This is a genomic window from Ruegeria sp. E1, from assembly GCF_056534225.1.
Window position 1 is genome coordinate 41220 of sequence record NZ_JBQFPE010000013.1, and the last position, 23411, is coordinate 64630.

Annotated in this window: 22 protein-coding genes and 2 tRNA genes; 17 read left to right on the top strand and 7 right to left on the bottom strand. The window is 57.6% G+C overall.

The genetic code is table 11. The features are described from left to right. Positions 1 to 100 precede the first annotated feature (100 nt). Positions 101 to 2647: a hypothetical protein gene (locus ACR0FG_RS16205; RefSeq protein WP_480894061.1), complete on the bottom strand. Its 2547-nt coding sequence runs from the start codon at positions 2645 to 2647 to the stop codon at positions 101 to 103. Between the two features lie 617 nt (positions 2648 to 3264). Between ACR0FG_RS16205 and ACR0FG_RS16210 the strand changes: the two genes are divergently transcribed. Both ACR0FG_RS16210 and ACR0FG_RS16215 read left to right on the top strand, forming a co-directional pair. Continuing rightward, entirely contained in the window at positions 3265 to 4026 is a 762-nt protein-coding gene (locus ACR0FG_RS16210; protein ID WP_480894062.1) for a response regulator transcription factor, read from the top strand. After that, positions 4019 to 4516: a hypothetical protein gene (locus ACR0FG_RS16215; protein ID WP_170713453.1), complete on the top strand. Its 498-nt coding sequence runs from the start codon at positions 4019 to 4021 to the stop codon at positions 4514 to 4516. Before ACR0FG_RS16210 ends, ACR0FG_RS16215 begins: the two co-directional genes overlap by 8 nt. A 27-nt stretch (positions 4517 to 4543) precedes the next feature. On the opposite strand, the gene ACR0FG_RS16220 is transcribed toward ACR0FG_RS16215, so the two are convergent. Further along, positions 4544 to 4629, bottom strand: a tRNA-Leu gene (locus tag ACR0FG_RS16220). A 303-nt stretch (positions 4630 to 4932) separates the two neighbouring features. Here ACR0FG_RS16220 and ACR0FG_RS16225 point away from each other — a divergent pair. From ACR0FG_RS16225 to ACR0FG_RS16255, 7 genes are all read left to right on the top strand, one after another. Further along, positions 4933 to 6078, top strand: coding sequence for a M24 family metallopeptidase (locus ACR0FG_RS16225; protein WP_480894063.1), 1146 nt, complete (start codon positions 4933 to 4935; stop codon positions 6076 to 6078). Beyond that, positions 6075 to 6788, top strand: coding sequence for a maleate cis-trans isomerase family protein (locus ACR0FG_RS16230; RefSeq protein WP_480894064.1), 714 nt, complete (start codon positions 6075 to 6077; stop codon positions 6786 to 6788). Before ACR0FG_RS16225 ends, ACR0FG_RS16230 begins: the two co-directional genes overlap by 4 nt. A gap of 132 nt (positions 6789 to 6920) precedes the next feature. After that, positions 6921 to 8021 carry an ABC transporter ATP-binding protein gene (locus tag ACR0FG_RS16235; protein ID WP_480894065.1) on the top strand — a complete coding sequence of 367 codons (1101 nt, stop codon included), beginning with the start codon at positions 6921 to 6923 and terminating at the stop codon, positions 8019 to 8021. Between the two features lie 102 nt (positions 8022 to 8123). Then, positions 8124 to 9215 (top strand): extracellular solute-binding protein, encoded by a 1092-nt coding sequence (locus tag ACR0FG_RS16240; protein ID WP_170713393.1) that lies wholly within the window; start codon positions 8124 to 8126, stop codon positions 9213 to 9215. Positions 9216 to 9285: 70 nt separating this feature from the next. Further along, positions 9286 to 10560, top strand: a complete 1275-nt coding sequence (locus ACR0FG_RS16245; protein WP_480894066.1) for an ABC transporter permease — start codon at positions 9286 to 9288, stop codon at positions 10558 to 10560. Positions 10561 to 10565: 5 nt separating this feature from the next. Next, the gene (locus ACR0FG_RS16250; RefSeq protein WP_480894067.1) at positions 10566 to 11777 is read left to right on the top strand and encodes an ABC transporter permease; all 1212 of its coding nucleotides are present in this window, start codon (positions 10566 to 10568) and stop codon (positions 11775 to 11777) included. A 160-nt stretch (positions 11778 to 11937) separates the two neighbouring features. Continuing rightward, positions 11938 to 13149 carry an aminopeptidase P family protein gene (locus tag ACR0FG_RS16255; protein WP_480894068.1) on the top strand — a complete coding sequence of 404 codons (1212 nt, stop codon included), beginning with the start codon at positions 11938 to 11940 and terminating at the stop codon, positions 13147 to 13149. A 132-nt stretch (positions 13150 to 13281) separates the two neighbouring features. On the opposite strand, the gene ACR0FG_RS16260 is transcribed toward ACR0FG_RS16255, so the two are convergent. Then, positions 13282 to 14103, bottom strand: coding sequence for a LysR family transcriptional regulator (locus tag ACR0FG_RS16260; RefSeq protein WP_480894069.1), 822 nt, complete (start codon positions 14101 to 14103; stop codon positions 13282 to 13284). Positions 14104 to 14243: 140 nt separating this feature from the next. Between ACR0FG_RS16260 and ACR0FG_RS16265 the strand changes: the two genes are divergently transcribed. After that, complete coding sequence (locus ACR0FG_RS16265) at positions 14244 to 15551, top strand: aminotransferase class I/II-fold pyridoxal phosphate-dependent enzyme (protein WP_480894070.1); 1308 nt, start codon at positions 14244 to 14246, stop codon at positions 15549 to 15551. A gap of 124 nt (positions 15552 to 15675) precedes the next feature. On the opposite strand, the gene speB is transcribed toward ACR0FG_RS16265, so the two are convergent. Beyond that, positions 15676 to 16647 carry an agmatinase gene (gene speB / locus ACR0FG_RS16270; protein ID WP_480894071.1) on the bottom strand — a complete coding sequence of 324 codons (972 nt, stop codon included), beginning with the start codon at positions 16645 to 16647 and terminating at the stop codon, positions 15676 to 15678. Positions 16648 to 16962: 315 nt separating this feature from the next. On the opposite strand from speB, the gene ACR0FG_RS16275 reads away from it, so the two are divergent. From ACR0FG_RS16275 to ACR0FG_RS16295, 5 genes are read left to right on the top strand one after another with little or no spacing between them, the layout of a single operon-like run. Beyond that, positions 16963 to 17397, top strand: coding sequence for a hypothetical protein (locus tag ACR0FG_RS16275; protein WP_480894072.1), 435 nt, complete (start codon positions 16963 to 16965; stop codon positions 17395 to 17397). Then, positions 17394 to 18059 carry a MotA/TolQ/ExbB proton channel family protein gene (locus ACR0FG_RS16280; protein ID WP_170716979.1) on the top strand — a complete coding sequence of 222 codons (666 nt, stop codon included), beginning with the start codon at positions 17394 to 17396 and terminating at the stop codon, positions 18057 to 18059. Before ACR0FG_RS16275 ends, ACR0FG_RS16280 begins: the two co-directional genes overlap by 4 nt. After that, complete coding sequence (locus tag ACR0FG_RS16285) at positions 18052 to 18417, top strand: ExbD/TolR family protein (protein ID WP_480894073.1); 366 nt, start codon at positions 18052 to 18054, stop codon at positions 18415 to 18417. The genes ACR0FG_RS16280 and ACR0FG_RS16285 overlap by 8 nt, the downstream gene beginning before the upstream one ends. Positions 18418 to 18421: 4 nt before the next feature. Beyond that, positions 18422 to 18799, top strand: coding sequence for an ExbD/TolR family protein (locus ACR0FG_RS16290; RefSeq protein ID WP_170716983.1), 378 nt, complete (start codon positions 18422 to 18424; stop codon positions 18797 to 18799). Beyond that, complete coding sequence (locus tag ACR0FG_RS16295; protein ID WP_480894074.1) at positions 18796 to 19902, top strand: energy transducer TonB family protein; 1107 nt, start codon at positions 18796 to 18798, stop codon at positions 19900 to 19902. Before ACR0FG_RS16290 ends, ACR0FG_RS16295 begins: the two co-directional genes overlap by 4 nt. A 1312-nt stretch (positions 19903 to 21214) precedes the next feature. Here ACR0FG_RS16295 and ACR0FG_RS16300 read toward each other — a convergent pair. After that, positions 21215 to 21290: transfer RNA gene (locus ACR0FG_RS16300), tRNA-Thr, on the bottom strand. Between the two features lie 105 nt (positions 21291 to 21395). On the opposite strand from ACR0FG_RS16300, the gene ACR0FG_RS16305 reads away from it, so the two are divergent. Further along, positions 21396 to 22346, top strand: coding sequence for a hypothetical protein (locus ACR0FG_RS16305; RefSeq protein WP_480894075.1), 951 nt, complete (start codon positions 21396 to 21398; stop codon positions 22344 to 22346). 11 nt (positions 22347 to 22357) lie between these two features. Here ACR0FG_RS16305 and ACR0FG_RS16310 read toward each other — a convergent pair whose 3' ends face one another. Further along, positions 22358 to 22624, bottom strand: coding sequence for a DUF2312 domain-containing protein (locus ACR0FG_RS16310; RefSeq protein ID WP_170686114.1), 267 nt, complete (start codon positions 22622 to 22624; stop codon positions 22358 to 22360). Positions 22625 to 22789: 165 nt separating this feature from the next. Here ACR0FG_RS16310 and ACR0FG_RS16315 point away from each other — a divergent pair, with 165 nt between their 5' ends. Continuing rightward, positions 22790 to 23008, top strand: a complete 219-nt coding sequence (locus ACR0FG_RS16315) for a hypothetical protein (RefSeq protein WP_480894076.1) — start codon at positions 22790 to 22792, stop codon at positions 23006 to 23008. A gap of 9 nt (positions 23009 to 23017) precedes the next feature. On the opposite strand, the gene ACR0FG_RS16320 is transcribed toward ACR0FG_RS16315, so the two are convergent. Next, entirely contained in the window at positions 23018 to 23233 is a 216-nt protein-coding gene (locus tag ACR0FG_RS16320; RefSeq protein WP_170716999.1) for a hypothetical protein, read from the bottom strand. Positions 23234 to 23411: the final 178 nt, after the last annotated feature.

The window sequence follows — 23411 nt, forward strand, 5'->3', positions numbered from 1 at the left end:
GCAATTTCCGGTTTGGCTTTGCTGGGCCGAGGCCACTTGGGGCGGCCTCGGCGATTTCGTTAATGCGGGGGCCGGAAATGCGGCCCCCGAAACACGCGCCTTAGACGTCAGTGTCGTCGCTGGTGTAGGTCGAGGTCATCGAGCCACCAACCATGGTCGTATCGACCGAGTTACCAAGCACGTTGGCACCCATGACGATCGACTGGTTGAAGGCCGACGTGTCGACCACAGCTGCCGCTGATGCATAGGATTCACCGTTGACGATACCGTCGCCACCGTTGTTCGAACCCCAGGCACCGCCATTGCCACCGGCACCGCCAGTACCCGAATATGCGCCGGACGCTTCACCACCGGTGTTCATCGCACCAGTTGTCGCACCGCCGGTCGAGCTGCCCATGACGTCACCGCTGGTTCCGCCATTGGCCGCTGCCGCGCCACCTGCGCCACCTGCGCCGGACATTGCAGTGCCGGTTCCGGAACCTGTTCCGGTCGACGTTGCATCGTTGTCGGACATGGCGTCGCCACCGTAACCGGCAATCGCTTCGGCAAGGCTTTCGGCGTAGCCGTCATTGGCTGCATCCGACCAGGATTCGGCGTCGCCACCGTCTCCGGCTTCGTTGGTCGCATCCGCAGAACCTGCGCCGCTTCCTGCCGAGCTTGACGTCGGGCTGACCGTTCCGCCAGCACCGCCGACACCGTCTGCAGTTGCCGTACCGCTACCGTCAGCATCTGCCATACCGTTGGTGGTGTTGGTTCCACCGTCACCACCGGAACCGTCCGGCGTCTGCATGTTGGTGGCGGTTCCCATGATATCGCCAGGGCTCTGGTCAATATCGGGGCCGGTGGCACTTTGATCGCCTACGCCTTGTGCGTCTGCATCAGCGTCGGCCATGCCGCCACCTGCGCCGCCGTCACCGGAACCACCGGATCCATTGCCGCCGTCGCCGTCACCGCCGGGTCCGTTGCCACCGTCGCCGGAGCCACCAGATCCGTTGCCGCCGTCACCGTCGCCGCCAGGTCCGTTGCCTCCGTCACCGGCACCGCCCATTCCTGAAGCACCGGCACCTTGGCCACCAGCTCCATTCGCGTCACCGGTCGAAATGCCAGCTGCGGATTCGTCGTCACCCTCTTCGTCTTCATCACCGGGCTCTTCTTCCACCAGCGAGACTGAGCGCAGGAACGGCAGGGATTCTTCGATCGTACCAGTGTTTCCACCAGCTCCGGGACCACCGGTTCCGTCACCGCCAGGTCCGTTGCCGCCGTCTCCGGAACCACCGGATCCGTTGCCGCCGTCACCCGAACCACCAGGTCCGTCGCCGCCATCACCGGCTCCGCCGTTGCCATTGCCGCCGTCGCCCTGGCCGCCATCACCCTGGCCACCATTGCCGTTACCGCCGGAACCGTCATTGGCACCCAGTGCACCCGCACCGGCCAAACCAAGACCAATGTTTCCGCCACTTGCCGAGTCATTGGCTTCGTTGGTGCCTTCGCTGTTGTTGTCAGCGTTGCCGCTTGTGTCAGCATCACCATCGCCACCATCAGCGCCGTCCGCGGACGAGTCGTTTCCGGCCAGTCCCAGACCTGCTGCAAGTGCGCCAGAGGCGTTGTCGCCACCGCTTGCGTCACCCGAAGCGTTCGAGCCTGACAGACCCAGACCCAGACCCAGACCAATCGATCCTGCGTCACCGCCATCACCACCGGTAGATTCGGAATGTGCACCAGCCGCGCCAAGGTTGACCGCACCAGAATCGTTGTCAGCGTTGCCGCCGGTTCCGCCCGAGCTGTCACCGTCCGCGTGCGCGCCCGACATGCCCATACCAACACTAGTATTGTTGGCACCGCCAGATGCTGCACCGTTACCGCCCGATGCGGTTCCGTCTGCGTGTCCGGATTCACCACCAAGCGCGAAGGAATGGCTGCCGCTGGTGTCGCCATAGGCTTCACCACCATAGCTCATGCCACCGTCGCCCGAATCTCCGCCGTCGGCGTTTACGTCAATGCCGTCTTCGGCATAGGCGTGGCCACCATGGGCGTCGCCATCCTGACTGAACTCGCCTTCATTGCGAACCGTTGCGGCACCAATGCTGTCACTGTCTTCCAGAGACGCCATCTGGTTGTTGATGGAGGAAAAATCGTTGCCGGGTCCATCCAGCGAGATATTCAGGTTCAGGTCATCGCCCGGATCATAGTCCAGATTGTCCCCGGCAGTGATGACATCACCATTCACGTCGCCGTTGTTGTCGATATCCACGTCGACCTTGTCGTCGTCACGTGGAATCCACTCGCCGCCACCAAAGTCGATATCGACGGTCGCGGTGTTGTTGTTGGTGTTGCTGTCGTCACCACCATTGGTCTGTGAGTTGCTGTCGTTACCACCGTTGGTGTTGCTGTCGTTACCACCGTTGGTGTTGCTGTCATTACCACCGTTGGTATTGCTGTCGTTGCCACCATTGGTATTGCTGTCATCACCACCGTTGGTGTTGCTGTCGTCGCCTTGCTGCTGCTGTTGCTGCTGCTGTTGCGCGTTCAGGTCGTCAACCGCGACAACCTCTTCTTCCAGTTCGGGCGCGTCTACCGCCGGATCCTGATCAGTTTCACGACCATCGTCACCGGTAGGAGTCACTGCTGTTAATCTGCGATCTGACATAATAATTTCCACTCATCCTTAGAGCACCTGACCGCTATTCATCTATAACGCGGTAACTGCGGTGCGGTTAAAACAACTTTCACGCATCAAGCGGCTAACCATGCGCTTGTGCGGCAGAGTTTTTGTCTGTGCGGTCTGTCACCCCCTTTCTCGGCCAAGCCGACAACGTGTCCGCCAGAGAATCGCGTGAATGCGCGAGGTGCAGGCACGTTAGGAACTACGATGCTTCGACTATTGAAGCCCGATCATGGTTGCAGCGGGACGCGGGGATGCATAGCTGCCCGAAAGCATTAAATTGGGCAACATTATGACAAAAAACGAGTTTTTTTGGACAAGCGGTATTTTCGCGCTGTTTTGGCTTAAAAAGATGCTGGAGATTCCGCCTAAAAAATAAATTTCATAATTTCAGCAGGTTACCAACAATCAAATTCAGATAACCTGATCGAAAGTTCTAGACCGAATTGCCCAGAGCGGCCCGCTCTATTGCTGATATCTGCACTTTGGGCTATGATCACAGCTAATTTTGAAGTTTTCAGTTATCATTGTGCGGCGCCAAAAATAGCACCAAACCCTACAAGATTTTCATTGGCATCGCTGGTATTCATGAGGGTGGATCAATGAGCTTTTCATTGAGCGACGATGTTCGTGACGAAATGAATTATACCGAAGAGTTGTCCATTATTTTTATTGGAAAAGAGCTTTTTTATTCAAACCAGACATTAAGAAGTGTCCAAAGCGAATTCGGCGTACAGGCGAAACGCTATGAAAGTCTGGACAAGTTCCTGTCTGAAACCACGGGCCAAAATCCATCCGGGCACATCGTGGTCGTTGATCAGATGATGCTCGAGGATATGCTGACGCGGCCCTCGGAATATGCCCGGTTTGCGGATACCGGGTGTCTGGCATTTGCCTACCGTAAGGAAAGCTCGGCCCGGATCCTGTTCGAAAACTGGGATCGCGCCCGGTTTGGTGATGTCGGGTACTTGCCAATGAACGTGGCGCCAGATGTCTGGCGGGCGATCCTGCGATTGCTCATGCATGAGGAACTGCATCTGCCTTGTTTTTTGGCAAATTCCGTCCCTGTGGGTCAGGAAATTCCCAAGCAACCTGCCCAGCAGCAGCGAAGCGCGCAGGCCGATGCATCGGATAAACTGCCTTTGTATTCCAAGCTGACCAAACGCGAAAAGCAGGTTTTGCGCCTTGTATCCCATGGCGAAAGCAACAAGACCATCGCGTCGAAACTGGGTATTACCGAACACACGGTAAAGCTGCATATGCATAACGTGTCCGGTAAAATCGGTGTCAGCAATCGAACGGCTGCGGCGCATTTCTATTTCGAGGTCGCCCCGGAAGAAATGCGCGACCCAAGCTTTGACTGAGCCGTTCGAATCCCGGTTTGATCGCCTGATCCTGCTGGTCGGGCGTCTGAACTATATGTGGACAAACACCGAAAGCCTGCTGATCCATCTGATCGCTGGCTTGACCGGTGCCAACAAGGATGTGGCCGTCATAATCTTTCTAACGCTGAACACCACCCGGGCACGGATCGATCTGGTCGAGCGGTTGGCCAAAATGGATGGGCGCGCGCCCGAGGTTCGGGATCCGATTCTTGAACACACCCAAAGACTGTCCCGCCTGTCCTCGATCCGGAACAAGTACAATCATTGCATTTATTCCTTCGATCCAGAAAGCGGTAACCCCAAAACGATCCTGATGCGCATTGCGGACCGCAAGACGGGGATCAAATTAGGCCGGGAAGACACCGTGGACGATCAAGCCATGCAAGAGATCGAGGATGTGGTCAAACAGCTGTCAGACGCCAATCGCGACATTTGGAACCTGATCAAGAAACTGGGGTTCCCGGTTTAAATTGCTCTACCGCAAGAGCCTGTTCAGTGGTGCGGGCGGTGGGACTCGAACCCACACGGCACTAAGGCCTTCGGATTTTAAGTCCGATATGTCTACCATTCCATCACGCCCGCTTGCCTTCCCATGCACCCCAAAGGAAAGAACCCGTGATTTCGGGAACACTTACCGCGTCAAAATCCGATTGAAAAGACACTGGATTGAGTCCTCGTGCAAAAGATCTAAAGCGCCGGTCGTCAAGCATTCGTCCCGAGTGCAGCTTTGCAGCGCTTGACACAAACCGCATGTTCCGGTCACGTCTGCGCACAAGAATGGGTACAGGCGATGCGCATCGAAATCTCTCCGCTATTAAACCAAACGAACCCGCACACTGACTGTAATGTCGCTCGATCGGTGCCTCTCAGAAACGGGAACGTGTCATGACCGGTTTCAGCAATGCCGAGTTTGAAGCGCGCACGAAACAGGCGCAAAATATGATGGACGCCGCCGGCGTGTCCGCCCTGTTGCTGACCACCGAGCCCGAGTTACGGTATTTCACCGGCTATCTGACCCGCTTCTGGGAAAGTCCGACGCGCCCTTGGTTCCTGATTGTACCACTCGCTGGCAAGCCGATTGCCGTCATCCCTTCGATCGGCGCGGCCCTAATGGGGCAAACCTGGGTCGACGACATACGCACCTGGAGCGCACCGGATCTAGGCGATGACGGAATCTCGCTTTTGGCCGACACCTTGTCCGAGGTTATCCCGGACGGGGAGCGGATCGGAGTGCCGGACGGGCACGAGACCCATGTACGGATGCCACTGGCCGATCTGAAACGGCTGGAGACGCTGATCGGGCGGCGACAACTGGTCGGCGACACGGGCATCCTGCGCAGCTTGCGGATGATCAAATCCGATGCAGAGATTGCGAAAATTCGAACCGCTTGTCAGATCGCGACCCGCGCCTTTGCGCGTGTGCCCGAAATCGCTGCGCAAGGGACACCTTTGGATGAAGTGTTTCGACGATTTCAGATGCTGTGCCTTGAGGAAGGCGCGGACTGGGTGCCCTACCTTGCCGGAGGTGCCGATCAGGGCGGGTACGAGGACGTTATTTCCCCCGCAAGAAACGTACCTCTTGCGCATGGCGATGTACTCATGCTGGATACCGGGCTGGTGCGCGATGGGTATTTCTGCGATTTCGACCGCAACTGGTCCGTCGGCCCGGCAAGTACCGCAGTGCGCGACGCACATGCGCGCTTGGTTGAAGCGTCTGACGCGGCGTTCCAACATGCGCGACCGGGCGCAACTGCGGCCGAGCTGTTCCATGTCATGAACCGGGTGCTGACGCGCGACGCCGTAGGCACCGACGCTGGACGTTTGGGGCATGGTCTGGGTATGTCGCTAACTGAATGGCCTTCACTGATCCCGACCGATCACACTGAGCTGCAGCCCGGTATGGTTCTGACCTTTGAGCCGGGCATCGCAGTAAACGGGAAAATCCTTGTGCACGAGGAAAACATCCTGATCACTGAAGGCGCTCCGGAATACCTGAGCGACCGCATCGGACCGGAGATCCCCGAGTTATGACCAACCTGCCCTATTCTCTCGACCCTGATGATCCCGCGGCGATTCCGATGGGCCTGATCGTTCTGCAGACGGACGAAACGATCGAGCCCGAGTTTCGTACGCTGTTTGCAGATGACAAAAGCCCGCTTTATGTCAGCCGTATCCCCAGCGGGGCCGAGGTCAGCACCGATATGCTGGCCCGGATGGAGACCGATTTGCCCGCCGCTGCCGACTTGCTGCCCAAGGCACGACCCTACCGGGTTGTGGGCTATGGCTGCACGTCAGCCAGTTCTGTCATCGGGTCCGAACGAGTCGAACAGATGGTCAAACAGACCTGCGATGTTCAGACCGTCACCAACCCGCTGCGCGCCGCGGCGGCCTGCGCCGCAGACCAAGGCGTGTCGCAATTCGCCCTGCTGTCGCCCTATGTCGAAGAGGTGAATACCCCGTTGCGAAAAGCGTTTGCAGAGCAGGGCATTTCAATGGACGTATTTGGCACGTTTGGCGAGGCCGAAGAATCCAAGGTGGTGCGCATCTCGACCGAATCCGTGATCGACGCTGCCGTTAGGCTGGGATCTGATACGGCGGTCGAGGCGGTCTTTCTTAGCTGCACCAATCTGCGCACGCTGGCTGCGATTCCCCAGATCAGGGCGCAGATCGACAAGCCGATCCTGTCCAGCAACCAAAGTTTAGCCTGGCATATGAAACGCCTGAACGTGTCGCAAAATTGAGGAAATGTGACGCTGCAGAGGGCTCAATCGCTTTACGGGCTTGCGACCATTTGTTAGCCTCGGCAACAATGCACGAGAAGATCAGTGAAATCCGGAGCAACCGGATAATCATTTGACGCAACAGGGGGTCTTGTGACCGACACAAATAACGACGCCGCGTTTGTTGAATTTCAACGCGTTCAAAAATCTTATGACGGCGAGATTCTTGTCGTCAAAGATCTCAACCTGGCGATGCCAAAGGGCGAATTCCTGACCATGCTCGGGCCGTCCGGATCGGGTAAGACGACCTGCCTGATGATGCTTGCCGGATTTGAAACTGCCACCCATGGCGAGATTTTGCTGGATGGCAAACCCATCAACAATATCCCGCCGCACAAGCGCGGCATTGGGATGGTGTTCCAGAACTATGCCCTGTTCCCGCATATGACCGTGGCCGAGAACCTCTCGTTCCCGCTGGAAGTCCGCAAAATGGATAAATCCACGCGCGAGGCCAAGGTGAAGCGTGCGCTGGACATGGTGCAGATGGGTGCGTTCGGCAATCGCCGTCCGGCGCAGCTTTCAGGCGGTCAGCAGCAGCGGATCGCGCTGGCGCGTGCGCTGGTGTTTGAGCCCGAGTTGGTGTTGATGGACGAACCGCTGGGCGCGCTCGACAAGCAATTGCGTGAACATATGCAGTTCGAGATTACCCGCCTTGCGCATGAATTGGGCATCACCACCGTCTACGTGACCCACGACCAGACCGAAGCGTTGACCATGTCGGACCGCGTCGCCGTGTTCGACGATGGCCGAATTCAGCAGCTGGCCCCACCGGATCAACTGTATGAAGAACCCGAAAACAGCTTCGTTGCGCAATTTATCGGTGAAAACAACACGCTGGAAGGCGTAGTTAAATCCATCGACGGCGATACCTGCCTTGTTCAACTGGATGACGGCTCGGAAATCGACGCGGTACCGATCAATGTTCACAATGCGGGCGAACGTACCAAGGTCTCGATCCGCCCAGAACGTGTGGAATTCAACAAGGACCGTCTGCACGCCGATGCGCATACGCTGAAGGCGACGGTCAAGGAATTCATCTATATGGGTGACGTGTTCCGCTTTCGCATGTCGGTGGCAGGCAATGACGAGTTCATCGTCAAGACACGAAACGCCCCCGATGCCATCCGCCTGAAACCCGGACAAGAGATCGAGATCGGCTGGCTGGCACAGGATTGTCGTGCGCTTGACGCATAGACCAAACCGCGCGGTACAAGCGCGGTTTCACTGAGGGACCGGCTGGCGAAAACCCGTGCGTCAGCTGACCATACAACAAACGGGAAGTACTGGGAGTAACACATGAAACCAACAAAAACCCTGCTTACGGCAGCTGCTCTTGCGACGGCGGCCGGTGGCGTTACCGCCGAAGAGATGACCATCGTCTCGTGGGGCGGTGCCTATTCCAAATCGCAGCTCAAGGCGTATCACGAGCCCTATTCGGAAAAAACCGGCGTCACCATTTTGAATGATGACAGTTCAGCCGAAGCGGTTGCAAAGCTGCGCGCGATGAACGAAGCAGGCAACATCACATGGGACGTGGTGGACGTTGTGGCAGCGGACGCGATCCGTCTGTGCGACGAAGGTCTGGCGATGGAAATCGATCCCGACACCATGCTGGCCCCTGCGCCCGATGGTACCTCGGCCGCGGATGATTTCGGTGACCTGCTGGTCAGCGACTGCTTTATCCCGCAGATCGTTTATTCGACCACTTTCGGCTATCGCACCGATCTGGTTGGGGATACCCCGCCCAGCGATATCTGCGCTGTATTCGATCTGGAAGCCTATCCCGGCAAGCGTTCGCTGGAAAAGCGCCCGATCAACAACATGGAATGGGCGTTGCTGTGTGACGGCGTCGCCAAGGACGACGTTTATGACGTTCTGGCAACCCCCGAAGGACAGGAGCAGGCTCTGGCCAAGCTGGGCACGATCAAGGACAGTGTCGTGTGGTGGTCTGCCGGTGCCGACACGCCGCAGCTGCTGGCCGATGGCGAAGTCGTCATGGGCTCGACCTACAACGGCCGTCTGTTCAGCGTGATCGAAGAGCAAAAGCAGCCCGTTGCCATGCTGTGGGACGCGCAGGTGTTCGACCTTGACGGCTGGATCATCCCTGCCGGTCTGAGCGAAGAGCGTCAGAAGCGCGCACTGGACTACATCATGTTCGCGACCGACACCCAGCGTCTGGCGGATCAGGCCAAGTACATCTCGTACGGTCCGGCCCGTGCCTCGTCGGCACCGCTGGTGGGTCAGCACGCGGAACTGGGCATCGACATGGCGCCGCACATGCCAACCGATCCGGCAAACGCCGAGAACACGTTCCTGTATAACTACGAGTTCTGGGCAGACTACCGCGACGACATCGACGCCAAATTCCAGGCATGGCTGGCGCAATAAGCGTCTGATTTCCTAAGAATGTCGGGGGCGGTGCGCCGCCCCCGGACCAAAGAAAACCCAAGGGGCACCGATGACTGACGCAAGCCAAAACGCCGGACCAATGCTGGCAGCGGACGGAACGCCGCTCAAGCAATCGCTGGCACGTTCATTGCGGCGGCAAAAGCTGCGCGCGCTGATGCTGGTGGCCCCTCTGCTGCTGTTTGTTCTGTTCTCATTCATCGTGCCGATTGCGTCGATGCTGTTCCGGTCGGTGGAAAACAGCATTGTGCAGGAAACGCTGCCTTTAACAGTCGAAGCCTTGCAAAACTGGGATGAAACCAGTGGCGAGCTACCGGATGAGGCGGTCTATGACGCCTTTGTCCGCGACATGGTTATCGCCGTCGACAACAAGACCCATACCCGGCTGGGCTCACGTCTGAACTACGAAGAAACCGGCATGTCTTCGATGTTCCGCCGCTCGGGTCGGAAAATGGGCAAGCTGGACCCCGAGACCGATGGACCGTTCAAAGATCAGGTCATCGAGATTCACGAAGGCTGGGGTGAGCCGCAGACTTGGGCCGTGATCAAGACGCACTCGCCTGCTGTCACCAATGGTTATTTCCTGAACGCGGTCGACATGCGCCGCACGCCCGAAGGCGCGCAATCTCAGCCTGAGGACAAGCAGATCCTGATCAAGCTGTTCGGGCGCACGCTGTTTATGTCGCTGGTGATCACCGCATCCTGTATCCTGCTGGCCTATCCGGTCAGTTATCTGCTGGCGACGCTGCCGATGCGGGTATCTAACCTGCTGATGATCCTTGTCTTATTGCCCTTCTGGACCTCACTTCTGGTGCGAACCTCAGCGTGGAAGGTGATGCTGCAGCAACAGGGTGTGATCAACGAAACGCTGGTCTGGCTGGGGCTTGTGGCTGACGACGCAAGGCTGGTGATCATCAACAACCAAATCGGCACCATTATTGCAATGACGCATATCCTGCTGCCGTTCATGATCCTGCCGATGTATTCGGTGATGCAAACCATTCCGCCGTCCTACACCCGTGCGGCAAAATCCATGGGTGCGACCAACTGGACGACCTTCTGGCGCATCTATTTCCCGCAATCCATCCCGGGCATCGGCGCGGGCTCGATCCTCGTGTTCATTCTGGCGATCGGCTACTACATCACGCCTGAGATCGTAGGCGGCACCAAAGGCGTCTTCATCTCGAACCGGATCGCCTATCACATTTCGTCCTCGCTGAACTGGGGGCTGGCCGCAGCATTGGGGACAATCCTTCTGGGTGTCGTGTTGCTGCTCTACTGGGTCTACGACAAGATCGTCGGCATTGATAACGTGAAGCTGGGATAATCGACATGGCCGCACTTACTCCGATATCCCGCAAACCTCTGTCCATGGTCCTGCCGAGTGTCGCACTGGCAGGGGCCTTCGCCGGCGTCTTCGTCGGCGCGGGCAATGGCTCGGTCCTTCTTGGCATCATCGGCGGGGCCGCCCTGATCGCCGCACTTGCCTGGATCTACATCACGGTTCTGAAGAACGAGAAACTTGCCCGCTGGATCACCATTCTTGGCTTTGGCATCGCAGGTTTTCTGTTCTCCGGCCCGATGGGCGGTGTTCTTGGCCTGCTGGGCGGCTGGTTCTTTTCGTGGTTCATCTATTGGCTGTACGAAGGCCGCTATCGCCGCAAACTTCTGCCCTATCTGACGCCGAAGCAGGTGTTCTATCACTACCTGTTCCGGGTGATCTGTGGCGCGATCTTTGTGTTCCTTATCACACCGATCCTTGTGGTTCTGCCGCTGTCGTTCAACGCGCAGGACTTCTTTACCTTCACGCCGGAAATGCTGCGGCTGGACCCCGAGGGATACTCGCTGAAGCATTACCGTGACTTCTTTACCAACAATGAATGGCAGCGTAGCTTCAAGAACTCGCTGATTATCGCGCCGATTGCGACGGTTATCTCGGTATCACTGGGCACGCTGGCGGCTATCGGCCTCAGCCAAAGCCACGTTCCCGGTCGCCGCGCCATCATGGGCATCCTGATCTCACCGATGATCGTACCGCTGATCATCTCGGCCACCGGCATGTTCTTTTTCTACAGCGATATCGGTCGCTTCATGGAAGGCACGCTGGGCATGAACAAGAACTTCGTGGGCTATGTGAAAGTGATCCTTGCCCACGCCGTTCTGGGTATCCCCTTCGTCATCATTACCGTGACCGCAACGCTGGTGGGCTTTGACCGCTCGCTGACGCGGGCAGCGGCGAATATGGGTGCAGGTCCAGTGCGGACGTTCTTTTCGATCCAGATGCCGCTGATCTTGCCGGGCGTAATCTCGGGCGGACTGTTTGCCTTCATCACCTCATTTGACGAGGTGGTCGTGGTGCTGTTCGTCGGTTCGGCAAGCCAGAAGACGCTGCCATGGCAGATGTTCACCGGCCTGCGCGAACAGATCAGCCCGACCATTCTGGCGGTGGCAACGATCCTTGTGGTCATCTCGATCGCGCTGTTGACCACGGTCGAATTGCTGCGCCGCCGGTCCGAGCGTTTGCGGGGTCTTTCACCCGCTTGACGCAAGCGCACGGCTGATCTAACGATTTAACCGTTCATCCCAGCCGCGATGGCGTCGCGGACGCACTGGGATGATCGGCTCTCGGACCCCGAGACCGCCTGTCCTGAACGCCGGGACAAGTGGCCGGGTTTGCCGCCCGGCAAAGATGAGAGACCAGACAATGACAAATCGCCCCGAATTCTTCACCTGTCACAATGGCGACAAAGCGCCCCTGCCCTTCAGCAAGGGCGAATATGACCGCCGTCTTGCCAAACTGCGCGCCATCATGGCAGCGCGGGATATTCCGGTGGTCCTGCTGACCTCGATGCAGAACATCGCCTATTACTCTGGCTTTCTGTATTGTGCCTTTGGCCGCCCCTACGGCTGCGTTGTCACGCAGGACGCTTGCACGACCGTTTCGGCCAACATCGATGCAGGTCAGCCGTGGCGCCGTTCGGTCGAGGACAACGTGATCTATACCGATTGGAAGCGCGACAACTACTGGCGCGCAGTGGCCAGCTTGATTGGCGGCGCGAAACGGATCGGGATCGAGAGCGACCACCTGACTCTGGCCGCGCGGGACACCGCTTTGGCGATGCTGGGTCAACCTGAAATGGTTGACATCGCACCCGACACCATGGCTGCCCGGATGGTGAAATCCGCCGAAGAGATCGAGTTGATCAAAGGTGGTGCCCGCACCGCTGATGTGGGCGGGGCCGCCATCCACGCCGCGATCCGTGAAGGCGCGACCGAGATCGAAATCGCGATGGCAGGCCGCGACGCGATGGAGGCCGAGATTGCCCGCGCCTACCCGGATGCCGAATACCGTGACACTTGGGTCTGGTTCCAATCCGGCCTGAACACCGACGGCGCGCATAACCCAGTCACAAAACGCGTGCTGCAAAATGGCGATATCCTGTCGCTGAACACCTTCCCCATGATCTCGGGCTATTACACCGCGCTGGAACGCACCCTGTTTCTTGGAGAGCCGGACGCCGAAAGCCTACGCATCTGGAAGGCCAATGTCGCAGCACATGAACTGGGCCTGAGCCTGATCAAACCCGGCGCGACCTGCTCGGGCATCACCGCCGAAATCAACCGCTTCTTCGCAGATGAGGGCCTGCTGCAATACCGGTCCTTCGGGTATGGCCATTCCTTCGGCGTTCTCAGCCACTATTACGGGCGTGAGGCCGGTCTGGAGTTGCGCGAAGATATCGACACCGCGCTGGAACCCGGCATGGTCGTGTCCATCGAACCAATGCTGTGGATACCCGAAGGCCAACCCGGCGCGGGCGGCTATCGCGAGCACGATATTCTGGTGGTCGGCGAGGGCGGAGCCGAGAACATCACCGGTTTCCCCTATGGTCCCGACCACAACATCATCGGGGCCTGAGAAAACACGTAGGATCAAAGCCACCCCCCTGCCGCATGTGGTGCAGGTAAGCGACAACAAAGCTCGGAGCGCATTGCCGCTCCGTAGCCCAAAGTGCCGGATGCCGAAGCACGCTCGAATGGCAGGTTTTTTCTAGAAAAGCAGTGAGACGACTTGTTCCGTTTCAGGCCTCCGTCGCACCTTGTCGGGCAGTTGGGCACACAAATAAAGATCTGTCTTGCACGTATCGTGGCTGGCGAGTTCGAGCGAACCATTCGCGAGGGCGACTTCGATCAGGCAAAGATGTCCGATCAACAGTCCGGCACCTGCCTTCGCTTCTTCAACCGCGAGGCTGTAAAGCGAAAACGTCGGGCCATGGTGCGGGTCGCCTACTGGGGTGCCGGTCTTCTTAGACCACAAAGCCCAATCGTCTGCCCATGTCCGATCGTGCAGCAGCGGTAGAGTCTCGAAATCCAACCCGCGCATCCTGAGATCAGGCGCGCAGACGGGCACAATTTCGTCGCTACAGATTCGCACCTGATCGGGTGATCCATTGGTGTCATCGAAGAAAATCGCCAGATCGAACAAATCCCTCGATAGGTTGGGCGGGTTTTCCATGGCCGTGACCGAAAAAGTGATCTGCGGGAATTGCGCCCTGATTTTGCTGAGCCTGCTGGGTAACCAGAGCTGAGCGACGGAAGGCAGTGCCGCGATTTGAAAATCGACGGCGGGATCAAGGTTGCGCAGGGCCAGTGTTGCATCGGCCAATGCGTCAAAAGCAGATGTAAACCGTAACACGAGCGACGCCCCAGCCTTCGTCAATTCCACCCCTTGGGCATTGCGGCGGAAAAGAGATGTGCCTGCCCAGCCTTCAAGGGTCTTGATGTGCTGAGAAATTGCGCCGGGCGTAACGCCCAGTTCGTCCGCGGCGGCGACAAAGCTCACGTGTCGCGCGGCAGCTTCAAAGGCGCGCATGGCGTTCAGAGGTGGGCCTTTCGGGCGTTTGGGGGCGACACTCATAACTTAGACTTAGTTTTTCTACGCCAAGAAATAGCAAATCTGCTTTGCGCTGTCACGATTCAGGCGTCAGATTGGCGTAAACAGGAGGATGGTGGATGACACTTGCACAGCGAAACTGGGTTCCCGAAACAAGCGAAACACTGGTTCAGGAGATTGCTAATTCAGCTGCGTCTATGTCCTCGGCCGATCTTCTGGCCCGGGTTCAGACACTCGCGGAACGGAACCGTGTGATCCACGAGGAAGAATGCTTCAACCTTAACCCGGCGACCAATGTCATGAACCCGAAGGCCGAGGCGCTTTTGTCGTTGGGTATCGGCTCACGTCCGTCATTGGGCTATCCCGGCGACAAGTACGAAATGGGATTGGAAGCGATCGAAGAGATCGAGGTGATCGCCGCGCAGCTTTGCGCAGAGGTGTTCGATGCCAGGTTTTCAGAGGTCCGCGTGCCCTCTGGCGCGATTGCCAACCTCTATGGCTTCATGGCGACGTGCAAACCAGGCGATACGATCATCGCGCCCCCTGCATCGATTGGCGGGCATGTCACGCATCATGTCGCGGGCTGTGCCGGACTTTTTGGTCTGCGTACGGTTGAAGCGCCGGTAAATGCGGATGGATACACGGTCGATCTGGATCAGCTTCGCGCATTGACCCTGGCCGAACGACCCAAGCTGATCACCATTGGCGGCAGTCTGAACCTGTTTGAGCACCCCGTGGCCGAGATTCGTGCCATTGCAGACGAAGTTGGCGCCAAAGTCATGTTCGACGCGGCCCACCAATGTGGGATCATCGCAGGGCGAGCGTGGTCGAACCCGCTAAAGGAAGGCGCGCATTTCATGACGATGAGCACTTACAAAAGCCTCGGGGGACCGGCTGGGGGGCTGATTGTGTCCAACGATGCCGAGATCGCTAAAGCGCTTGATGCCATCGCGTTCCCTGGGATGACTGCCAATTTCGATGCAGCAAAGACGGCCGCTTTGGCGGTGTCCATGCTGGATTGGAGAGACTTTGGGGAAGCCTATGCCAAGGAGATGATCGCGATGTCGCAAGCATTGGCGACCTCATTGGATTCAGAAGGTGTTCCGGTCTTTTCTACCGCCGAAGGCTTTACGAACTCCCACCAGTTCGCCGTATTGGCCGAACCCTTTGGTGGCGGTCAGGCGGCGTCGAAAAAGTTGCGCCCGAATGGGTTCCTTTCTTGCGGCATCGGGTTGCCGACAACTCCTGTTGATGGCGATTTGAACGGATTGCGCATTGGGACGCCAGAACTGGTCCGTTGGGGCATGACGTCGGCTGATGCTGGTCAGCTTGCCGCGCTGATCAAGCGTGGGCTTCTTGGCGAGAGTGTGGGTGAAGAAGTTTCATCGTGGAGGCGAAACTTCAACAAACTCTGTTTTGTGCACTGAGACAGAAAAAGCGGCAATTTGTGGTTTCTTCGCAAACAGCAGCTTTGTCCGCTTTGCAGACATCTAACACCGAGGAGGCTCGCCCTAGCTGCGCGAGATGCGAAAGGCTGGGGCGACAGGCCCCCTACCGCCGGGCGCGTTCGTGAAAAATGAACCCCAGAAAGTTCAGCAACAGCTGTGCCGCCAGAATCTGAGTGCTTTCAGTCGGGTCATAGGCCGGGGCCACCTCGACCAGATCGATGCCGACAACATCACCACGTTTGGCCAAACCCTGCAGAATCTCCAACACATCGTAGTAGAGAAACCCGCCATGGCTGGGTGTGCCTGTCCCCGCCGCAATCGATGGGCAAAACGCGTCGATATCAATCGTCACATAGTACCGTGCCCCTTGCGGGATGCGCGCCAAAACCACCTCGGTTCCCAGCTTGCGCACCTGCCGCACCGACAGGATATCCGAGCCGCGCGCGCGGGCATCCTCGTACCCTTCCTTCGCGGTGGACGAGACATTGCGGATGCCCAACTGCGTCATGCCCGAGACATAGTCTTTTTCAATCGCCCGCCGCATCGGGTTGCCGTGCCCGGCGGTCACGCCGTGGCGTTCATCGACAAAATCCAGATGCGCATCAATCTGCACCACATGGATTGACCCGTTCTGCGCACAATCCTCGGCGAAGGCGTTGATGCAGGGGATGTTGATCGAATGATCCCCACCGATGGTCACAGGCAATGCCCCCGCTTTCAGTATCTTGCTAACCCCCAACGCGATATTTGCGTGGCTTTCTTCGGTCTTGGTGTGGATGATATCGGCATCCCCCAGATCAACCATCCGCACCGAGCTATCCAGATAGGTCGCATCATCCTCGTGATCATAAGCCCCTGCATGGCCAAAACTGAACAGGGTCGACGCCTCGCGCACCGCGCGCGGACCAAACCGCGCGCCGGGTCGCCACTGGGTGCCGAAATCGAACGGTGCGCCCAGCACGGCGACATCCGCTTCGATCTGATCCCAATCCGCGACATAAGGAGATTTCGCAAATGTCGAAATCCCGACAAAAGGCAGGTTCAAGCGCCCTGACTCGTAACCGTGATCTTGCATGACGCCCCTTTTATTCGGAAACTTCCAACGCCGGACTTGCGCTCGCAATTCGATGCAGGGGCAAAAAAGCCCGTTTGAAACCGGTGAAGTTCGGTGAAAGGTTAGCACCTGAACCGAACCTTCAAAAGGCAAAAACTACAGGATCAGCGTGGCTTGAAAGATCACACGCGCGCAGTATCTGATGACGGGTAAACAGGTCTTTTCACAATAGGCTCAGCTGCTCTTTCGCGGGCTATCGGTCTGAGATATGACAGACAGCGAACCAAGGAAACACCGCAGGTCTGACGGGTCAGGCAAAAAACTCTGGAGTCGCTCATGTTGTTTCGTCGCCTCAGCCTTGCCGCATCGATTGTCGGAGCCTTGGCATCCACAGGGTTCGCGCAATCAGCCGAAAATTCACCAGCAGTGCTGCTGGTCGAACTGAACGCGGTTCGTGACGTAGACGGGGCTTGCCAGTTGAGCTTTCTTATCCAGAACGGAACCGGCACGGATATCGAAAGCGCCAAATTCGAAACCGTGATATTCGACGCAGATAACCGGGTTCTCAGCCTGACACTGCTTGATTTTCGCGATCTTCCGGCAGACCGACCACGCGTGCGGCAGTTTAATCTGGCCGGCCTGTCCTGTGCATCAGTGGGGCAAGCGCTGATCAACGGCGCAAGCACCTGTATTGTTGGCGGATCAGAAAGCGGGATTTGCCAGCAGGGGCTAAGGCTCCGCAGCCGGGTCGAGATGGAGCTTTTGGGATGAATCCTTTGACAGCACTGCGTGAGATTTTGACGCTGGGTGGACCGGTTGTTGCCGTCCTGATCGTCATGTCGGTTCTGGCGCTGGCCGTGACGCTCTATAAGCTCTGGCAGTTCGCGGCCTACGGGGTTGGACGGCACCAGGTGCTGTCTCAAGCGCTTTCGGCATGGGATGCAGGCGATCGTAGCGCCGCGCGCACGCATCTTGGCAAAAGCAAAAGTTACCTCGCCCCGATCGTCAGCGCGGCAATGGACGCGCAGGATATGCCCGGGGCAGATGACCGGCTGGACGCCGAAGCGGGGCTGGCGCTGGCCGATCTCGAACGGGGGTTTCGCCTGCTTGATACCGTGGCGCAACTTGCGCCGTTGCTGGGGCTGTTCGGAACCGTGCTGGGGATGATTAACGCCTTTCAAAGCCTGCAGGCTGCGGGCAATTCGGTCGACCCCTCGCTTTTGGCCGGGGGGATCTGGGTGGCGCTGGTGACAACGGCGGTCGGCCTTGCCGTAGCCATGCCCACCTCGATGGTTTTGTCCTGGTTCGAAAGCCGCACAGCGCGCGAGCGGGTCTTTGCAGACAAGGCGCTGCGAACCATCCTTGTGCCCGGCCCTGCCCCGCGAACGGTCGATATGCCCAAAGACCTCGCGGCTGCGCCCGGACATGCGTAAGGCACAACCTTTCGTACGCCGCCGAATGTCGATGACGCCACTCATCGACGTGATCTTTCTGCTCTTGCTGTTCTTTATGCTCTCTTCGACCTTTTCTCGATTTGGTGAAATTGAACTGAGCAGCGCATCCGCCGGGGAGGCAGACGCCAGCGATCCGTCCGAGCGGGTCTTTGTGCAACTCGGCGCTGAACGTCTGGTGCTGAATGGCGTACCGCTGACGTTTGACGAACTGACCGAGCGGGTTGAGACCGGGCAAGTTCTGATCAGTTTGGATGCCGATACCACGGCGCAGCGACTTGTGGATCTTCTGGTCCGGCTGCGCGGTCAGGAAGGCCTGACCGTGACGGTGCTGAGGTGACTCCGTGATCCGATACGCACGCCCTCGCAATAAACGCGACTCGACTATTCCACTGATCAACGTCGTGTTTCTGATGCTGATCTTCTTTCTCATCGCGGGGACCATCGCACCGCCACTGGATCGCGATCTGGACCTTGTCGATACCGCCGAGCTTGAAGGCCGCGAACCACCCGACGCGCTGGTGCTGCATTCCGACGGATCACTGAGCTATCGCGGAGCCCCCATTGAACCAGACGCATTCATGCGCACCCATTCAGGCGAGTCTGTACGCATCGTTCCGGATCGCACCGCGCCGGGTCCCCGCCTAATCGAGGTCACAGGCGAATTACGAAATCTGGGCGCGCAATCCGTGTTTGTCGTGACCCGGCAGGCTCTCGAATGATCCGTAGATCGGCCTTTGTCGCGGCTTTGGCCATCCTGTTGTCATTGGGCATTCATGCACTTGGCCTGAGCATTAGCGCGCCAAATCTGACGCCGCGCACGGGTGAAGACCAACGGTCGGACACGGTCGAACTTGGAACCACCTTTGAGGATTTCGCGACAGCTGAACCCGAGCCCGTCGAGCCCGAACTGGCCGAGCCACCCGAACTTCCGTCCGAAACGCCACCCGAACCCGCCGAGGCAGAGATACCCACCAGCGACGCATTGGTCGCCTCGGCAGAGCCACGGCAAACCCCGTCGCCGGATACAGGCTCATCAACGGTCCTGACACCGCAAGCCCCCGACCCCGAGGCGATACAAAGCGCCGATCAGGCCGACAGCGACCCACAAACCCTTAAGGAAGTCGCGCAACCATCCCCAGTCGAACCCGTTGCCGCACCCGAGTTGCCCGATGGGACCTCCAACACAGGTCGCCCTTTGATCGAAGCGGCAACACCCGACGAAGCCAGCGCCCCTGCGCCGGAACAAATCGCCGCCCTGCCCGCGCCCCCAACAATTCCGCTCGCACCGGCGGACAGTGGAATCACTGAGCCGGAAGAGTTGGACGCCGAGCCGCAATCCGAAAACTCGGATCTTGCGGTGACAACTTCGATCCGCCCTCAACCTGCAGACCGCTCGCAACCAGAACCACAAGGTGCCGAGGTAGGCTCCGACAAATTCGAAATCTTTCGCAATCCGGAACAAACAATTGTTTCGCCTCTGGCTCAGTATCAGCAAGACGGCACCGACGCGTTTTCCTCTCGAAACAGAGAGGCGCGGGCCGGAGGGCGCGGGCCGGGAAATTCAGACGTGACCAATTATGCGGGCAAGGTGCTGGTTCACCTGAACCGGGCCCCGATCGTCTATGTCGCGTCAAAAGGGTTCGCTCAGGTCTTTTTTGAAATCAACCCGGACGGTTCACTCGCATGGGTCGATGTCGTCGACAGTTCAGGTTCACGTGAAGTCGACCGGGCGGCAAAGGAACAGGTGCGCACCGCAGCACCATTCCCGCCCCCGCCCAACGGAGCTAGCCGGAAACTTTCATTCTTTTATCAGATCAACTGATGCGCCGCGGCGCATGCCACAGCTTCCCGCCCGATCTATATATCGCTCAGGCAAGCAGACTGCCTTGAAAATGAAAATTGAACCCCGGGGGAAAGGTCACGACGCGCCGAACTCGTACCCCCTCATAGAAAATCGTCAGACATCCCCAGACGCGCCGCGTCTGCTTGATAGAATGCAGACATGTTTGAATTGTGACAGTTTTATTAAGTTTGATCCGGGCACGCCCGATAGCCACATCCAAGCGTGTGCGGAAAACTGCAGCTCGATTGATAACTAAGGTTGATGACATGCGCGGGGCGACACGCCGTACTCATAACCCCCTCAAAAGCCAGTTAAAAACCAGTACATACTAAAATCAGGACGTGTCACCCTCAACGACAAGGTTACATTATGGCCAAAATATGTCCACGATTCTCTTGAAAACTTACCAAGTTCGACCGCGAGGTGATCTCTAAAGCCTAAATAACACGCATCTCTAGGGGATTCCCCTAATTTCGCACCGCCTGTTCTGTTGCTAGATTTGTCTCAACGGTTCACAACTACCACTTCGTGTCCCCGAACAGAGGTCGGCGCTACCCCCTCAGCCGACCTCTGCCCCCTCACGACGCTCAAAATCTGTTCAATCCATACCGCTGTTACGTTGGACAGACGCCTTTGCATCTCTCACTGACAGACAAGCTTATCCATAGTCACGCTTTGCAGGTAGCTTCGCTAAAGACTTCGATGAGACCCCTCTTCGACCCGCTGGTTCTCCTCACGTCGGACGGGCAAACTCCTTTGCTTCTCGGCAAAAACGCTTTGAAACAGATCCCGCAATTCGGCTTCATCAATCGTTGGCCGTCTCGGTTCAATTTCCTGGCAAGACGCAACAGGCTGCCCGGCGCGCGCGCCCTCAGAGCGCTGGCTTCGCGAAATGCGATCAAGGATAGACTTAAAATACAACTCAAAACCCCTCCGATGCTGGGCCTCACGACCTCTGCCGCTGCGGGTCCGATCCGAACAGCATGGGTAACATGCGCTCAAGAATCGTCGATCATGAGTGGCAAACCCGCAGCGACAGGGCGCATGTAAGAGGTATGATCCGCGCCGTAAGGGGGAAGAAATCGATCGAGCGCATCATTTTTTGACCAGGCAATCAAAAAAATCAACTACGACTGACCTTTACGTCAACTTCTTCATCATACGCTCGAAATTCGGGACGTGACGTCACAGTTCTGACGCAGGTTGTGGTTCGTTCCTATCAGGCTTTTAAAACACGCAACAACATCGTCGGAGCTAAGTAAGCTCGGGGAACCCGACGATCAGTATCAGGTGGTGCCCCCACACGGACTCGAACCGCGGACCTACTGATTACAAATCAGTTGCTCTACCAGCTGAGCTATAGGGGCACTGGCAGTCGATTACTGTCTCGGAACAGGGACTGCAAGCACGAATTGGACGCAGTCTTGGCGTTGCGAGGTTTTTTTGTGACTGCTGCGGCAACGGATGGGGCTTTGGCAGATTTGACTGTCTCAGGCGCAGGTTGTAACCCCGTCTGTACGCTTAAGGGTGCAGGGGCAGATAACAACATGCAGGTGGTCATCCACGCAGGCGTGGCATTTACCGACGAAGACCGGCTTTTGGGCCTGCTGAAAGCCAACCAAGAGACGGTGGTCAATCACAACGGCGCGATCTTTGGCAGACGCGCCTTCAGAAGGTATTTCAGACCGGCACTGAAAGAGCTTGAACTCGGCCAGCCTGCGCTGAATGCACGCAAAGCGTTTCAGAGGCTGATCCCCAAGGACAAAACGGTAGACCGGGTGGTGATCTCTCAACCCGGTTTCTTGGGAGCCATTCAGACTTCGATTCTGGACGGGCAATTCTACCCGTTGGCGGGCGAGCGTATCGCGTATTTGGACGATATGTTCGACGATTGTCAGATGGAGTTGTTCATCGGGCTTCGCAATCCCGGCAGCTTTATTCCAAAGGCTCTGATGGCCCAATCCGAACCCGAGCGGCAACGTATTCTGGCGGAAACCGATATCAGTTGCCTCAGTTGGCTGACGATGATCGACAATATCCGCGATCTTGCGCCTGATGTGCAGATCACGCTGTGGAGCAACGAAGACTCCCCTCTGATCTGGGGCGACATCGCTCGGGCCATGCTGGAACTGCCCGAGGATACACCACTGAATGAGGAGTTCTCATTCCTTTCGACGCTGCTAACCGACGAAGGACGGGATGAAATCGAAACCCTGATTCAGCGTCAACCCGCCATCGGTAGCCCAACGCTGCGAACCGATCTGGGGCAGATTTTCGCGAGACATGCAGATCCGACCGCCATCGAAGAAGAACTGGCGCTGCCCGGATGGAGCGACGAAATCGTCGCCGCGTTTACCGAATTGTATGAACAGGATCTGGATGTGCTGCAAAACATGCAGGACATCCACTTTCTGACACCCTGACAATGCGTGGGCTACATGCCCAGCGCCTCTTTGTACATTTCAAGCACCGCCTCTTCTTCGGCAATGTCATCTTTGTCACGTTTGCGAAGTGCGACCACCTTGCGCATCACCTTGGTGTCGTAGCCACGCGCTTTCGCCTCGGCCATGACTTCCTTTTGCTGATCCGCGATGTCTTTCTTTTCCGCCTCAAGACGCTCGAACCGTTCGATGAACTGGCGCAGCTCGCCGGCTGTTACACGATAGTTGGCTGCGGCCTGATCTTCGGTGATGTCTTCCATCTGCGTCTCTCCCAAGGCTGAAAATGTGATCCGAGGTCATCGGGCAAGGTGCCGGATACATCGCCCCCGCGCGAGGCGCAAGCGGACAATCCCTCCGGCAGGCTTGTGCCCTAGGCAATGATCCGCTAAGCGCGGTTGAACTTTGGAAAAGGCGCGGGAAAAGCCATGTTCGACATAATCGTCTGGGGCGGGGCCGCCCTGTCGATGGCCGGGTTGATCGGTCTTGTCTGGTGCATTCTGCGCGTCATGAAGGCACGCAAGGCCGGTCTTTCGGATGACGAACTGCGCGCTGTGGTTCAGGGCGTTCTGCCCTGGAATCTGGCGTCGTTGTTTTTGTCAGTGCTGGGGCTGATGCTGGTCATCCTTGGCATCGCCTTTGGATGACCAAGCTTTTCATACAGGCATATTGTCAAACTGCGCTTCGATCGCGTCTTCGCACAAGGCCGCATCCAGCCGCCGCAATCGCGACGGTATCTGAACGCCCTGTGCCCGCATACGATCAAGAACCCTGCTAACATTAGGTTGCAGGGCCAGACGCGTATCCAAGCAAGCACCGTTTAATTTCTGCTCGAGCTTTTCCGCCTCGAAATAGAGATCCTGAGCTGTCATCTGCTTCCTCCCACATAGTGCGACTGTGCCTGATATAAGTAACAACATTAAGACCAACATGAGACTTCATGAACGTCTCACAAAATTGGGTTGCTTGCAGCAAAATATCGCGCAGACTGAACCCATCGGCTGGTTCTTACGCAAAATCCGCATGAGGGGCCTTAATCTACATCAAATC

Excerpts from the sequence above, each read along its gene's own strand:
- ACR0FG_RS16205 (WP_480894061.1), bottom strand. The coding sequence starts at position 2,647 with ATGTCAGATCGCAGATTAACAGCAGTGACTCCTACCGGTGACGATGGT.
- ACR0FG_RS16210 (WP_480894062.1), top strand. The coding sequence starts at position 3,265 with ATGAGCTTTTCATTGAGCGACGATGTTCGTGACGAAATGAATTATACC.
- ACR0FG_RS16225 (WP_480894063.1), top strand. The coding sequence starts at position 4,933 with ATGACCGGTTTCAGCAATGCCGAGTTTGAAGCGCGCACGAAACAGGCG.
- ACR0FG_RS16230 (WP_480894064.1), top strand. The coding sequence starts at position 6,075 with ATGACCAACCTGCCCTATTCTCTCGACCCTGATGATCCCGCGGCGATT.
- ACR0FG_RS16240 (WP_170713393.1), top strand. The coding sequence starts at position 8,124 with ATGAAACCAACAAAAACCCTGCTTACGGCAGCTGCTCTTGCGACGGCG.
- ACR0FG_RS16245 (WP_480894066.1), top strand. The coding sequence starts at position 9,286 with ATGACTGACGCAAGCCAAAACGCCGGACCAATGCTGGCAGCGGACGGA.
- ACR0FG_RS16250 (WP_480894067.1), top strand. The coding sequence starts at position 10,566 with ATGGCCGCACTTACTCCGATATCCCGCAAACCTCTGTCCATGGTCCTG.
- ACR0FG_RS16255 (WP_480894068.1), top strand. The coding sequence starts at position 11,938 with ATGACAAATCGCCCCGAATTCTTCACCTGTCACAATGGCGACAAAGCG.
- ACR0FG_RS16260 (WP_480894069.1), bottom strand. The coding sequence starts at position 14,103 with ATGCGCGCCTTTGAAGCTGCCGCGCGACACGTGAGCTTTGTCGCCGCC.
- ACR0FG_RS16265 (WP_480894070.1), top strand. The coding sequence starts at position 14,244 with ATGACACTTGCACAGCGAAACTGGGTTCCCGAAACAAGCGAAACACTG.
- speB (WP_480894071.1), bottom strand. The coding sequence starts at position 16,647 with ATGCAAGATCACGGTTACGAGTCAGGGCGCTTGAACCTGCCTTTTGTC.
- ACR0FG_RS16275 (WP_480894072.1), top strand. The coding sequence starts at position 16,963 with ATGTTGTTTCGTCGCCTCAGCCTTGCCGCATCGATTGTCGGAGCCTTG.
- ACR0FG_RS16280 (WP_170716979.1), top strand. The coding sequence starts at position 17,394 with ATGAATCCTTTGACAGCACTGCGTGAGATTTTGACGCTGGGTGGACCG.
- ACR0FG_RS16285 (WP_480894073.1), top strand. The coding sequence starts at position 18,052 with ATGCGTAAGGCACAACCTTTCGTACGCCGCCGAATGTCGATGACGCCA.
- ACR0FG_RS16295 (WP_480894074.1), top strand. The coding sequence starts at position 18,796 with ATGATCCGTAGATCGGCCTTTGTCGCGGCTTTGGCCATCCTGTTGTCA.
- ACR0FG_RS16310 (WP_170686114.1), bottom strand. The coding sequence starts at position 22,624 with ATGGAAGACATCACCGAAGATCAGGCCGCAGCCAACTATCGTGTAACA.
- ACR0FG_RS16315 (WP_480894076.1), top strand. The coding sequence starts at position 22,790 with ATGTTCGACATAATCGTCTGGGGCGGGGCCGCCCTGTCGATGGCCGGG.
- ACR0FG_RS16320 (WP_170716999.1), bottom strand. The coding sequence starts at position 23,233 with ATGACAGCTCAGGATCTCTATTTCGAGGCGGAAAAGCTCGAGCAGAAA.